This is a genomic window from Ruegeria sp. C10, assembly GCF_056537805.1.
This window is the reverse complement of sequence record NZ_JBQFSC010000005.1, coordinates 67,285-79,800: the sequence shown is the minus strand read 5'-3', so window position 1 is coordinate 79,800 and position 12,516 is coordinate 67,285. Positions and strand designations below refer to the sequence as shown.

General features: G+C 57.8%; 11 protein-coding genes. 6 read left to right on the top strand and 5 right to left on the bottom strand.

Translation table 11 applies throughout. The features are described from left to right. Positions 1-25 precede the first annotated feature (25 nt). The gene (locus tag ACR0DE_RS18720; protein WP_480754731.1) at positions 26-1,411 is read left to right on the top strand and encodes a bifunctional enoyl-CoA hydratase/phosphate acetyltransferase; all 1,386 of its coding nucleotides are present in this window, start codon (positions 26-28) and stop codon (positions 1,409-1,411) included. Next, positions 1,411-2,583 carry an acetate/propionate family kinase gene (locus ACR0DE_RS18715; protein ID WP_480754729.1) on the top strand — a complete coding sequence of 391 codons (1,173 nt, stop codon included), beginning with the start codon at positions 1,411-1,413 and terminating at the stop codon, positions 2,581-2,583. Before ACR0DE_RS18720 ends, ACR0DE_RS18715 begins: the two co-directional genes overlap by 1 nt. Positions 2,584-2,796: 213 nt before the next feature. On the opposite strand, the gene gph is transcribed toward ACR0DE_RS18715, so the two are convergent. Then, a complete protein-coding gene (gene gph / locus ACR0DE_RS18710; RefSeq protein WP_480437630.1) occupies positions 2,797-3,459 on the bottom strand; it encodes a phosphoglycolate phosphatase in 663 nt (220 codons plus the stop codon). 225 nt (positions 3,460-3,684) lie between these two features. Here gph and hemP point away from each other — a divergent pair, with 225 nt between their 5' ends. Both hemP and ACR0DE_RS18700 read left to right on the top strand, forming a co-directional pair. Beyond that, a complete protein-coding gene (gene hemP, locus ACR0DE_RS18705) occupies positions 3,685-3,852 on the top strand; it encodes a hemin uptake protein HemP (protein ID WP_170398358.1) in 168 nt (55 codons plus the stop codon). Beyond that, complete coding sequence (locus ACR0DE_RS18700) at positions 3,849-4,325, top strand: hypothetical protein (RefSeq protein WP_170425639.1); 477 nt, start codon at positions 3,849-3,851, stop codon at positions 4,323-4,325. Before hemP ends, ACR0DE_RS18700 begins: the two co-directional genes overlap by 4 nt. 46 nt (positions 4,326-4,371) lie before the next feature. Here the strand turns inward: ACR0DE_RS18700 and ACR0DE_RS18695 are convergent, their stop codons facing one another. The 3 genes from ACR0DE_RS18695 to ACR0DE_RS18685 form a co-directional block, all read right to left on the bottom strand. Beyond that, the gene (locus ACR0DE_RS18695) at positions 4,372-7,437 is read right to left on the bottom strand and encodes an aminotransferase class III-fold pyridoxal phosphate-dependent enzyme (RefSeq protein ID WP_480754727.1); all 3,066 of its coding nucleotides are present in this window, start codon (positions 7,435-7,437) and stop codon (positions 4,372-4,374) included. A 104-nt stretch (positions 7,438-7,541) separates the two neighbouring features. Continuing rightward, positions 7,542-8,468, bottom strand: a complete 927-nt coding sequence (locus tag ACR0DE_RS18690; RefSeq protein ID WP_480459897.1) for an NAD(P)-dependent oxidoreductase — start codon at positions 8,466-8,468, stop codon at positions 7,542-7,544. A gap of 114 nt (positions 8,469-8,582) precedes the next feature. Next, positions 8,583-9,224, bottom strand: coding sequence for a pyridoxamine 5'-phosphate oxidase family protein (locus tag ACR0DE_RS18685; RefSeq protein WP_170648374.1), 642 nt, complete (start codon positions 9,222-9,224; stop codon positions 8,583-8,585). 219 nt (positions 9,225-9,443) lie between these two features. Here ACR0DE_RS18685 and ACR0DE_RS18680 point away from each other — a divergent pair, with 219 nt between their 5' ends. Together ACR0DE_RS18680 and ACR0DE_RS18675 are read left to right on the top strand one after the other, a co-directional pair. Then, a complete protein-coding gene (locus tag ACR0DE_RS18680) occupies positions 9,444-10,601 on the top strand; it encodes an acyl-CoA dehydrogenase family protein (RefSeq protein WP_170398374.1) in 1,158 nt (385 codons plus the stop codon). A 216-nt stretch (positions 10,602-10,817) separates the two neighbouring features. Continuing rightward, positions 10,818-11,570, top strand: coding sequence for a nuclear transport factor 2 family protein (locus tag ACR0DE_RS18675; protein ID WP_480754725.1), 753 nt, complete (start codon positions 10,818-10,820; stop codon positions 11,568-11,570). 7 nt (positions 11,571-11,577) lie between these two features. Here ACR0DE_RS18675 and ACR0DE_RS18670 read toward each other — a convergent pair whose 3' ends face one another. Continuing rightward, positions 11,578-12,477 (bottom strand): LysR substrate-binding domain-containing protein, encoded by a 900-nt coding sequence (locus ACR0DE_RS18670; protein ID WP_480754723.1) that lies wholly within the window; start codon positions 12,475-12,477, stop codon positions 11,578-11,580. Positions 12,478-12,516: the final 39 nt, after the last annotated feature.

The following is a 12,516-nucleotide window of genomic DNA, read 5'->3' as shown; positions in this document are numbered from 1 at the left end:
TGCAAAACAGCCGCCGAGAGTTTCAATGCAGTATCACAACAAGCCCTTTGATCAGCTTCAGATCGGAGACACCGCCGAGTTGACCCGGTTCTGCACAGAGGATGATTTTTATGCCTTCGCATCGAATTCCGGCAACCATAACCCTTTGAACCTGGCCGACGAAGATGGGGACGGTGATAACGTAAACGAGGCGATCGCGCCCGAGATGTTTCTTGGGGCTCTGATCTCGGCCGTTTTGGGGAATATCCTGCCGGGCGCGGGTACGTTGTATAAGTCGCAAAGCTTGGATTTTAGCGCCCGGGCATATGCGGGTGAGGAACTGCTGGCCAGAGTTACGGTTATCGAAAAACGCGATAACCGCGAGGTAGTTCTGAAAACTCAGGTGATGCGCCCTAGTGATGAGGTGCTGATCGTGTCCGGCATCGCGGTCGTGATCGCTCCGGAGAAAGAACTGTCATTCAATGAGATTGAAGTGCCTGGTCTGGTCGTCGAGCGGCACCGGCATTTTGATGCACTGCTCGATCGCTCGCGCCCGCTGCCTCCGATCCCCACGGCAGTTGTCGCCCCAGAAGAGCCCAACTCGCTGGGGGGGGCCTTATTGGCGGCGCGTGAAACCATCATCAAGCCGGTCCTGATAGGTGACCCCGACAAGATTGCTGCAGCAGCGCGTGAGATTGAGTTGCCCTTGGGTGACGTTGAGATCGTTCCAGTTAAGGGCCATCTGGACGCCGCCAACAAAGCGGTTGATCTGGTTGTCGAAGGACATGCTGAAGCATTGATGAAGGGGCATCTTCATACGGACGAACTGCTACGGGCGGCGTTGCGGCGGGATCGTGGACTTCGCGCAGGGCGCCGATTTACGCATGTCTTCGTCATGGATATACCCGGCCAGCCGCATCCCTTGCTGGTGACCGATGCGGCCATCAATATCGAGCCGGATCTGGAAACCAAGATCGACATCACGCAGAACGCGATCGATCTGGCAATCTCAATCGGAATTGGCGCTCCGAAAGTGGGTGTTCTGTCGGCGGTCGAGACGGTGAATCCGGCTATCCGGTCGTCGATTGATGCCGCATTGCTGTCGAAGATGGCCGAGCGGGGGCAGATCAGGGGTGGCTTGGTCGATGGGCCGCTTGCCATGGACAACGCGGTCAGCCTGGCCGCGGCGCGCACCAAAGGGATCGTGTCCGAGGTGGCCGGACGGGCAGACATTCTTGTCGTACCCAATCTGGACGCAGGCAACATGCTAGCCAAGCAACTGACGTATATCGCGCACGCCGAGGCTGCCGGGGTGGTGCTGGGCGCGCGCGTACCGATTATTCTGACCAGTCGCGCAGATGGCGAAAAGGCGCGGCTGGTTTCCTGTGCCGTCGCGGCCCTGCATGCGGCGCGGATGTCGGGTAAGATCTGATGGACCATATCATCACACTGAATTCAGGCTCGTCCTCGCTGAAGTTTGGGTTGTTCTCCGCGGGCGAAGCAGATCCGATCCTTGTCTGTTCGGGAGAGGTGGAACGCATCGGCAGCCGCGCGGCGCGCATCAAAGCAGAGACCACGGATGGCCGTGTGCTGGCCGATACCACATCCGAGGCGCTGCGCGATCAGGCCAGCGCCCTGGACTATATTCTGGATTTGCTGGAACGGCAGTTCCCGTCGGCGCGTGTTGCGGCTGTAGGGCATCGCATCGTGCATGGCGGACCGGATAATGACAGACCCATTCTGCTGACCTCCGAAAGCTTGCAGATGCTTGAAAAGCTAGAGCCCTTTGCGCCCCTGCACCAACCTTACAATCTGCAGGGCGCACGTACTGCGATGGACAGGTTCCCCAATGCCAAGCAGGTTGCCTGTTTCGATACCGCTTTTCACCGCCACCACCCTTGGGTCAATGACACCTTCGCATTGCCGACCGAGTATTACGATATGGGCGTTCGCCGCTATGGCTTCCACGGTCTGAGCTATGATTACATCTCGGACCATCTGGCCAAGACTGCACCGCTGATACATGGCGGACGGGTGGTTGTGGCGCATCTTGGCAACGGTGCCTCGATGTGCGCCATGATCGGAGGTCGCTCGGTCGGTTCAAGCATGGGGTTCTCGGCCATGGATGGTTTGCCGATGGGAACGCGTTGTGGCCAGCTGGATCCGGGCGTTGTGCTGTATCTGATGGATCAGCAAGGCATGAATGCGGATGAGATTTCGGATCTTCTGTATCGTAAATCCGGGTTGCTTGGCCTTTCCGGAATGACCAATGATATGCGTACGCTTGAGGCGTCGAATACGCCGGGTGCACGCAATGCCATCAACTACTACACGTTCCGGATACGCCGCGAGCTGGGCGCTTTGGCCGCTGTGTTGGGAGGTCTGGACGCCGTCGTGTTTACCGGCGGGATCGGTGAGAACTCGACCTATATCCGTGATCGTATCTGCACTGACATGGGGTGGTTGGGTCTTGAACTGGACCACGATGCAAACGCGGACAATCTGCGCGTCATCTCGACCGACCTGTCACGTGTGAAACTGATGGTCATTCCGACGAACGAGGAACTGGTGATCGCGCGTGCCGCGGCTGAGAAAGCCGCATAAATCCCAGTTTTTAGGCTTCTGCGCGCAAAATAATTTGGAAGATCGGGAAAAAAATCGCAGCACTACGGGAATCCCCCAATTTCGCGATCCGCGCAGGTGCGTTAACTTTTCATTAACTACCGGGCCAGTGCGCCCAATCCACTTTCACTAATTTCCCCCGATGAGGGGCTGGCTTCTTACCCCCTTGGCCGGCCCCTCGACCTTTTTTGGGGTCTATGCCTGCGTCAGGATTTTCCGAACAAGTGCAGGCAGTGCGGTACTGTAATCATAGCTGAGCGTGTGCGGCATGTCCGAAACCGGCGACTTTCGATATCCCTGTTCAAACAGCAAAAACGGAACCTGAGCCCGTTGCGCAGTTTCGGCATCAACCTCACTGTCGCCAACGAAGATCTGTGGGCCTGCGGCTTGAAGGGTCTTGAAACAGGCGTGCAAGTGCTCTGGATCGGGTTTGCGTATATCCAGCGTGTCTCCACCAAAGACCGTGTTGAAATAGGGTAGCAGGCCAAGTTCGCCCAGCACATGCCGGGCAGGGGCTTCGGGTTTGTTGGTGCAGACCCCAAGCGCACAGCCCATATCGCGAAGCTCATCCAGCGCCTGGATCACGCCGGGATAAACTACGGTCTGATCGCAGGCGCCTGCATTGTAGTGCTTCAGAGTAAGCTGTGTCAGGTCCTTGTGAAGCGTTGGCTCCAGCCCGCAATGCATCATCGCCCGCTCGACCAGCTTGGGTAATCCGTTCCCGACGAATCCCCGGATCGTATCCTGAGGCAAGGCGGGGTGCCCCTGATCGTGCAGCATTCGGTTTACCGCAGCTGCAAGGTCGGCAAGGCTGTCTATCAGGGTGCCATCCAGATCAAATACGACAACTGCTGCCATCTGCGAATCCGCCTTTGTTTGTTGATGTCCAATGCCTAGGTCGTGCTGTGCGACGGCGCAATAGAGACCCGTGGGAGCGATTGAAAAAACAGCAGCTTGACAAACCTTACTATTTTTATCAGATTAATCACACGAACAGATAGCCAGCCCAAAACAGGGTCAGCCAGATCAAGCGAAACGAAGACAGACAAGGCCAAGTGCCACAGATGCTCTGGAGATGCCCCAATGAACGCGCAAACCCCTACCTCGACCCTTAGCTACGCTGTTTCGATGCTTCCGGCCCACAAGGCGGAAGACCTCACCAATGGCGGCAATTTGGCCCATATCGAGCTGGGCGATCAGCTTTATACGCTGCGTATCACCCGCGCAGGCAAACTGATCCTGACAAAATGAGCGCACCTTCTTCGCGTGGCGGGGCGGCTGTTGGCCGTCTGGCTGACCTGAACCCCATTGAGGCCGGAGCCGTCATGTATCTGCGGCTTTGGGGTGATGGGGTCGAAGGCCGGGCAAATGCCGCAAGCGATTTTGACATCGCGCTGGGTGCAGATCAGGGACGCGCCACGATGCTGACGCTGGACCGGCTGTGTTCACTTTGTGCACATCACGGTCGCCGTCCGCTGGTGCGTCATGGGCTGGGATGTGCATGTCTGGGCGCTGATGAGAATTGTTTTGCCCAGATGATCGGTGCCGCCTCTGAGGGGGCGCGTGAAGATGCAATGATGATGGCCTCGCTGATCGTACGGCCCGATTTCGCCCCGGCACTGGCCTCGTTGTCCGAGGAACTGGGCTTGGCGTTACGCCGGATGACCGTTTCGATCCCTATGCCGACGACCGGGCACCACCCCCCACATTCAGTGCTCCACTGATCGACGGCGACAAAACCCCAGCAATTTCGCTGGGGTTTTGTGTTTCTTAGCAGCAGCCGCAGCCCGCATGATGATGATCGTGATCGCACATGGGGGCAGGGCTGTAGTCACCCACTTCGCCAAGAACCTCCCGCAGCGCCCAAAGAATCATGTCGACGTCCTCTGCTTCGATGGTTAGCGGTGGCCGGATTTTCAGGATATTGTCCTTGGATCCCTCGCTACCGATCAGAATGCGATGATCGCGCATCCGATTCTTGACGTAGCTGCAAATCTCACCGCTTTCCGAGCCATCCGGGTTAATCAGTTCCACACCCAAGAAGAGGCCGATACCGCGCACATCGCCGACACAGCCAAAGTCAGCTTCGATCTGTTTGAGGCCATCCAGCAGGTGAGCCCCCATCACACGGGCGTTCTCTTGAAGGCCTTCATCGTCGACGATGTCCAGCACCTCTTTTCCGATCCGGCAGGACAGGGTCGATCCTCCGAAGGTCGAGAAAAACTCGATCCCGTTGTCGAAGCTTTCGGCGATCTCTTTGGTAGTGACCAGCACACCCAGCGGGTGGCCGTTGCCGATGGGCTTCCCCATTACCACTATGTCAGGCAGCGCGCCCTGATGTTCAAAGCCGAAGTAATAGTCGCCCAGGCGCCCGAGGCCAGTCTGGACTTCATCGGCAATGCAGACCCCTCCGGCGGCGCGGATTTTTTCATAGACCGCAGACAGATAGCCTTTTGGTGGAATGATCTGTCCCCCGACCGAGGGGAATGTTTCAGCGATGAACCCAGCTAGGCCTTGCCCTTTTGCCTGTAATGCCGAAATCGCCGGATCAATCAGGTCAGCAAACTTCCGTGCGCGCTCGGGGTCATCACGCCGGAACGAGCCGCGATAGTCATCCGCGACCTCAATCAGTTCCACCCAATCTGCCTGCCCAATACCGCCAGGTTTGTTGAATTTGTAGGCCGAGATCGCCACCGCAGCGTTTGTGTTGCCGTGATAGCCGTGATCGGGCGTCACGATCCCTTTTGCCCCGGTGTGCGCGCGCGCCAGACGCAGAGCCAATTCGTTGGCCTCTGTCCCTGAGTTGACGAAGAAACAGACTTCAAGGTGATCCGGCAGTTTCGACAATACCTTGTCGGCAAAAGCGGTTTGCGCCGGGTGCAGATAGCGTGTGTTCGAATTCATGCGCTTCAGCTGATCCGCTGCAACCGCCTGAATACGCGGATGCGCATGGCCTACATGCGGAACGTTGTTGTAGGCATCCAGATAGGGTCGCCCCCATTCATCGAACAGGTGATGCCTCCAGCCACGCACCAGCATGACCGGGTCGTCGTATGTCAGGCTGAGATTGCCGCCGAAGTGTTCGCGCCTGTCCTGTAGGATCGCCTGCTTGTCGGTTGGTCGATAGAAAACCTTTTCATCAGGCAAGTTCAACAGTGCTGCGGGGTTGGGGCAGACCGCGTGCCAAAGCTCGAGCTCATCAGGATCCGCTACGCCCGGCCAGTCGGCCTGCATACCGTCGGTCGTCAGCGCCAGTTGGAAATGCACATGCGGGGCCCATCCGCCATTCTGACTGGCATCGCCCAGACGGGCAAAAGCTGCACCCTGAGCCACCGGGTCACCTGGTTTCAAACGCTCACTCACCTCAGGGTCCAGATGGCCATAAAGCGTGTAGAATGCATCCCCTTCGGGCGTTTCGTGGTGCAGGATCACAACCCCGCCATAGTCGAGATGCGCGTCCCTGTTTTCAACCGCTTCGACCCGACCGCTGAGAGGTGCATGCAGCACTGTTCCGGCGGGTGCAAACACATCCACGGCCAGATGCACTGTGCGCCGATCCGACGCTTTCCACGGTCCCTTGCGAAACCCCGGCTCAGCATAGATCAGGCGTGGCTCGCTGTAATACCCAAGCCAGGGACCATCCCCAAACTCCTCACCAACCCGCGCCGCCTCGTCCAGCGGCATGTGGAACGGGTTTTGAGGCCAGGTTGAGTTTTCCACCGACAGTGAGCCCATCGGTGCGTCGCTCAGATTCTGCCCGAACATCTGCGCGAATTGTCCGCGATGGCCGGACAGGTAGGCGTGAATGCGCTCGGCTCCGTTCACAACCGGCAAGCCACACGCTGCGCGCAATCGGGCGGGCATGAGTGCGCCATTGATTGCCTCATTTTCAATCAATCGCCACGCTGGGGCCTGGCTGATCGTGACATACGGATCATCCGGGTTCTCAATCGCCATCAGCGTCGAATTCACCACGGACACCGCCAACCGTGCTTGCAACAAAGGCCAGATCAGGTCGATCTCATCCGGGCGTAACCGATTGGCGGCGTGATACCCGCGTACCAGCGCAGCCAATGCGCGCTCGGGTTTAGGGTGGTCCAGAACGACATAGGCCCCGGCAATAGCCAGATCGCAAACGCGCGGCGCCGCGCACATGTCGCCAAGATCGATCAGACCCGAGATGCTGCGTCGTTCGCCCAGATTGCCTTCGACAAGGATATTGTAATCATTGGCATCATTGTGAATCGCCTGCTTTGGCAATGCACCCAGTTGATCAGAGATTGCCTCAAAATCCTCAGCGATTTGTTGAACGCGCGCGCGTCTTGCCGGATCAGAGATGGCCTCTAGTTGGTCGACGATCCAACTCGCCCGCGTCAAATCCCATTTGAAATCGGCGCGATGCAAGCCCTCGTGGGTGAACCCCTCCAGCGCCCGGTCGGTTGCGCCCAGAACACGGCCCAGTTTTAGTATCAGGTCTTCGGTCTTGGGCGCGCTGCTTGCATAGCATGCCCCCGGCAGTCGTTCCTGCAGCCAGACCTGTCGCGGTTGCCCATGCGCGTCGGCAATCTCAGGCAACATCATCCCGTTCAAATCGGGATAAACGGCAGGAAAGGGCAATCCGGGCGCTGCTGCGCTGAGATGTCCCAGCGCCTTGATCTGTAGATCGACCAATGCCGCATCGCACCCCGCGTGCATCACCTTGAGCACATAATCCTGCCCGTTGGTGGCTTCGACCAGAAAGTTGAGGTCGTACTCCCCATCCAGACGCGTCAGACGGGCGTCCAGACCCCAGTGTTCACGCAGGCGACCAGCCCAGAAAGTGTTCAAGTCGCTCATGCGCTATCTCTTGCAACTGCCACGGTGATCCTCTTCATCTGGCCAAAAATATCTTCGGGCGGAGTCGCGCCCTGGCGCGATGGGGCAGACAGCCCCCTCTTTGCTCAGTCCAGTGCTCGCAACCGTTTGAACAACGAGGACGTATCCCACCGGCCCCCGCCAAGTTTCTGCACGTCTTTGTAGAACTGGTCGACGAGCGCCGTCACTGGCAGTGAAGCCCCGGTCTCATTGGCGGTATCCAGACAGATTCCCAGATCCTTGCGCATCCAGTCGACTGCAAAGCCATGCTCAAAATGGTCATCCAGCATGGTTTCATACCGGTTGGCCATCTGCCAGCTGCCAGCCGCGCCCTGACTGATCACTTCGACCACAGCTCGGCCATCCAGCCCGGCCTTCTCGGCAAAATGTAATGCTTCGCTCAGGCCCTGCACCAGCCCGGCAATCGCGATCTGGTTGCACATTTTGGTCATTTGACCCGCGCCGCTGTCTCCAATGCGGCGGCAGATTTTGGAATAGACCTGCATCACCGGCTCAGCAGCACGATAAGCGTCCATGTCACCGCCGCACATGATCGATAGCACACCATTTTCGGCTCCCGCCTGACCGCCCGAGATCGGGGCGTCCACAAAAGCAACCCCCTGTGTCTTGCCAGCCTCGTACAACTCGCGCGTGACCTTGGCCGAGACGGTGGTGTGATCAACAAATACCGCACCCTTGGCCATTCCGTGAAAGGCGCCATCTTCACCTGTGCAAACCATACGCAGATCGTCGTCATTGCCAACGCAGGCCATCACGAACTCTGCCCCTTCTGCGGCTTGCCGCGGTGTCAGGGCCATCGCGCCGCCATGCTGGGCGACCCAAGCCTCGGCCTTGGATGCGGTGCGGTTGTAGACGGTGACTTCGTGGCCGGCAGCCTGAAGATGCCCGGCCATCGGGTAGCCCATGACGCCTAGGCCAAGGAACGCAACTTTTGCCATGTGATGATCCTCTCTGTTATCCGCTCCTGCCTCGAGCGGACGGCAGGTCGTGATGTTTAGAAAGGACAAAGCAAAGCTTGGACCAAAGGGCAACCCTGCGTCACAATTTGCCGCTCAGATCCATAGCGATCGCGCGCCATTCGTTTCACATCTGAACCGGCGCGGATTTCATCTTCGAAAAACGGCCGCAGCTTTGAGCTCAGCCAATTCCCTCTGTAAACGCTGGTTTTCTGATTGCAGAACAGCCAGTTGCTGACCCAGATCATTCAGATGTGGCCGAAGCTCGGCCTCGGTAAAGCGCGGCGTGATGTGGCGGGGGCAATTCCAGTCAAGCGCTTCAACTTTGATGATCGCGGCCCGTTCTGCCTGGGTCTCGGAGCCTTTGGTGTAAAGATCAGTTGCTGCCGCGGCACCTTCCTTGAATGTCATCCGGCCAAGTATCTTGAGGCGGCGCTGGTTCGCGTAATCCATCAAGATCAACGCCACATGGTCGTTTCCATCCAGGTTGCCGCGCGAGATATATTGTTTGTTACCAGACAGGTCCGCATAGCCGATGGTGTGCGGGTCCAGCACTTTCAGAAACCCTATCGGCCCACCGCGAAACTGCACATAAGGCCAGCCGGTTTCTGAGACGGTGGCCTGATAGAACCCGTCGCGGGCGCGAATGAACGCCTCTTCGGTCGGTCCGATTTGATGGCCCTGTTTTGGTCCTCGGCTCAGGAATTTCGCATAGGTCGCGGCGGATCCCATCCGCTCTTGATGGGCGCGAACGGCGGGTGTGAAGGTCAGTTCAGAAAAGGCGCGGGGCATTATGCTGTCTCCTGGGTCTTCCGGGGCGTTTGCGCAATATGGTCGATGATGGCCTGCTCTATCAGGCGTGGGAACACAGATGTGAACGTTTGGCCCCAAATTCGGCAACGGTGCCAAGGACGTTGCGTAGTATCTGTCCTGGACGCCACGTCACATGGATTGGAAGGAATCACACACCCGGCTAGTTTTGGGCAAACACCTGATCTGGAGAGCTATTTGATGTCGCTTTTTACCAGCACCGCCGCCTGGGTTACTGACGAACACCGAATGTTTGCTGAAATGGCGGGCCGGTTCATGGATGATGCCTTGGTACCCAATACCGAGAAATGGGCCGAGAACGGGGCGGTTGATCGTACCTTTTGGTTGCAGGCGGGAGAGACGGGTCTGATGGCCGGTTCGATTGCTGAGGAATATGGTGGCGTCGGCGGCGGGATGGGTTTCGATTCCGTTACTTTGTATGAGCAGACTGCGCGCGGGGACGCAGGATGGGGATATGGCATCCAGTCTATCGTGACCCACTACATCACCGCTTATGGCAGTGAGGATCAGAAACAGAAGTGGCTGCCGAAACTGGCCTCGGGTGAGATGATCGGCGCGCTGGCCATGACCGAGCCGGGCACGGGATCGGATGTGCAAGCCGTGAAGACGACCGCTGAGAAGGATGGCAATTCTTATCGGCTCAACGGGTCCAAGATATTTATCACCAACGGGCAATCGGCTGATCTGGTTATCGTGGCTGCCAAAACTGACAAGTCGTTAGGGGCGAAGGGTGTCTCTCTGATTGTGGTCGAAACCGACGGGGCTGATGGATTCCGGAGGGGGCGGAACCTCAAGAAACTGGGAATGAAGGGCAACGACACAGCCGAGTTGTTCTTTGAGGATGTCAAAGTTCCAATGACCAACCTACTGGGTCCGGAAGAGGGGCAGGGGTTTTATCAACTGATGAAACAGTTGCCGTGGGAGCGGCTGACCATCGGGATCATGGCGCTGGGCGCGATCGATTTCGCCATATCGCAGACGGTGGACTACGTGCAGGAGCGCAAGGCGTTCGGACAACGGGTGATGGATTTCCAGAACACACGTTTCAAGTTGGCCGAGTGTAAGACCAAGGCCGAGGTGCTGCGCAGTTTCGTCAATGACTGCATTGGAAAACTGGAGGCCGGTGAATTGGATGCTGCGACGGCCTCGATGGTGAAATACTGGGGCTCTGAGGTGCAGAACGAAGTGATGCACGAATGCCTGCAACTGTTCGGCGGCTATGGGTTCATGATGGAATACCCAATCGCGCGGCTCTATGCGGATGCGCGGGTCCAAATGATCTATGGCGGGACGAATGAAGTCATGAAAGAGCTCATCGCCCGTTCGCTGGACGTCTGAACCAAAACACTCCCGCCCGTCGTCCACATTCCTTACGGAACGTCTCCTCCCGTTGGGCCAGGCAGGCGCGGACGCAGCCCGCGCCTGCCTGGCCCCCTGCCGTCCGCAGGACGCAAGGCCGAAGGCCGCGCAGGGTTTGGCTGTTGCTGGCGTTGATGCCTGACACGTCGCCTGCCATTGTGATCACGGAGTAGTCAGACCTGAAGGGAACCCGGTATGGAGAAGTCCAACAAAGATCGCATATCTGCCCTGCTCAAAAGCATCGAAACGGGCGATCCGGGTCCGGTTTCGGTGGTAAATGAAGCACGATATATCCAGCACAATCCGCAAACCCATGAAGGCAGCGAAGGGCTTGCATCCCTATTCAAACGGCTGTCCCAGACCTCACCGCGCGTGAATATCGTACGCGCCTTTGAAGACGGCGATTTTGTCTTCGCACATACGGAATATGATTTCTCACGGCGGAATATCGGCTTCGAAGTGTTCCGGTTCGAAGACGGGCAAGCGGTAGAGCACTGGGACAATATCCAGAAACGGATGGGGCCAAACGGCTCGGATCACAGTATGGTGGATGGTCCGACCGAAGTTCGGGATGTCGAGCAAACCGAGGAAAACCGGGCCTTTGTTCGCGCCTTCGTCGAAACCGCGTTGATTGCCGGGGATCTCGACCAGATAGAGGCCTGTATCAACACTTCCGCTTACGTAGAACACAGCCCGCAGCTCTCGGATGACTTGACTGCCTTGAGGACCGCATTGGCCGATAGGAACGCCCTAAACTATCAGCATCTGCATCGGGTATTGGCGGAAGGGGATTTTGTACTGACCGTGTGCGAAGGTGAATATCAGGGCACTCACAGCGCATTGTATGATCTGTACCGCGTTGCAGATGGCAAGATCGTCGAACACTGGGACACGGTTGAGTCCATTGCACCACGCAGCGAATGGAAAAATGACAACGGCAAGTTCTAAGGCCGCGTTAGGCGTGGGCGTCTGCCCCAATCTGTTCACTGATCCAGGCTTGGAAAGACCGTAGAGGCTCGGGCATCGAGCGGTCATTCGGCCAGACCAGATAATAGCTGCCAAGGCTCACGCGCGGCCCGTCCCATGCCTGGACAAGCCGCCCGGTGCGCAAATCATCCTGCAGCAGATATGACGGTAACAGAGCCACGCCCAACCCATGAATCGTGGCCTGAATCATGGTCGAAAACTGATCGAACAGCATTCCCCGTAGGCCGGTGACGGGCTGGCCCTGTATCTCAAACCAGCGCTCCCAGGCATCCGGACGCGACTCCAGATGCAGCAGTGGCGCGGCGCGGAGAGCACCCAAGCTATTGAAATTGACAGCGGTAAGGGCAGGGGCGCAGACGGGCAGGACTTCTTCCCGCATGATCGGTAAATACTGAACGCCCGCCCAGTCTTGCTGACCGAAATGGATCGCGGCATCAAATGGTTCAGACATGAAATCAAACGGTTTGAGGCGGGTACCCAGATTGACGGTGACCTCAGGGTGCCGTTGCGCAAAATCCTGAAGGCGGGGTGCCAGCCAATGCATGCCGAACGCGGGAAGGATCGATAGATCAAGTGACCCACCCGCCGGGTTGGCTTTGAGTTTCAGTGCGGCCTGCGCCAGATCCTGAACAGCAGACCTTGCGGTTTGCACATAGTCTTTGGCTGCTGGCGTCAAGTGCAATCGCATCTGGCTGCGCTCAATCAATTGCACGCCCAGCTGATCCTCCATCGTCTTCAATTGCCGGCTGATCGCGCTTTGTGTCAAGGACAGCTCAGCCGCAGCAGCAGATGCGCTGCCCAGCCGATCTATGGCTTCAAGCGCAAGCAAGGACGAGATTGAAGGCAAGAAACGGCGGGGTGCAATCATATGACAATTCCTCATACCTATTGAACGCAATAGCACTGG

What these genes read in the sequence shown, in the direction of transcription:
- gph (WP_480437630.1), bottom strand. Translation starts at nt 3,459, where the DNA reads ATGGCAGCAGTTGTCGTATTTGATCTGGATGGCACCCTGATAGACAGC.
- ACR0DE_RS18685 (WP_170648374.1), bottom strand. Translation starts at nt 9,224, where the DNA reads ATGCCCCGCGCCTTTTCTGAACTGACCTTCACACCCGCCGTTCGCGCC.
- ACR0DE_RS18670 (WP_480754723.1), bottom strand. Translation starts at nt 12,477, where the DNA reads ATGATTGCACCCCGCCGTTTCTTGCCTTCAATCTCGTCCTTGCTTGCG.
- ACR0DE_RS18680 (WP_170398374.1), top strand. Translation starts at nt 9,444, where the DNA reads ATGTCGCTTTTTACCAGCACCGCCGCCTGGGTTACTGACGAACACCGA.
- ACR0DE_RS18720 (WP_480754731.1), top strand. Translation starts at nt 26, where the DNA reads ATGCAGTATCACAACAAGCCCTTTGATCAGCTTCAGATCGGAGACACC.
- ACR0DE_RS18715 (WP_480754729.1), top strand. Translation starts at nt 1,411, where the DNA reads ATGGACCATATCATCACACTGAATTCAGGCTCGTCCTCGCTGAAGTTT.
- ACR0DE_RS18700 (WP_170425639.1), top strand. Translation starts at nt 3,849, where the DNA reads ATGAGCGCACCTTCTTCGCGTGGCGGGGCGGCTGTTGGCCGTCTGGCT.
- ACR0DE_RS18695 (WP_480754727.1), bottom strand. Translation starts at nt 7,437, where the DNA reads ATGAGCGACTTGAACACTTTCTGGGCTGGTCGCCTGCGTGAACACTGG.
- hemP (WP_170398358.1), top strand. Translation starts at nt 3,685, where the DNA reads ATGAACGCGCAAACCCCTACCTCGACCCTTAGCTACGCTGTTTCGATG.
- ACR0DE_RS18675 (WP_480754725.1), top strand. Translation starts at nt 10,818, where the DNA reads ATGGAGAAGTCCAACAAAGATCGCATATCTGCCCTGCTCAAAAGCATC.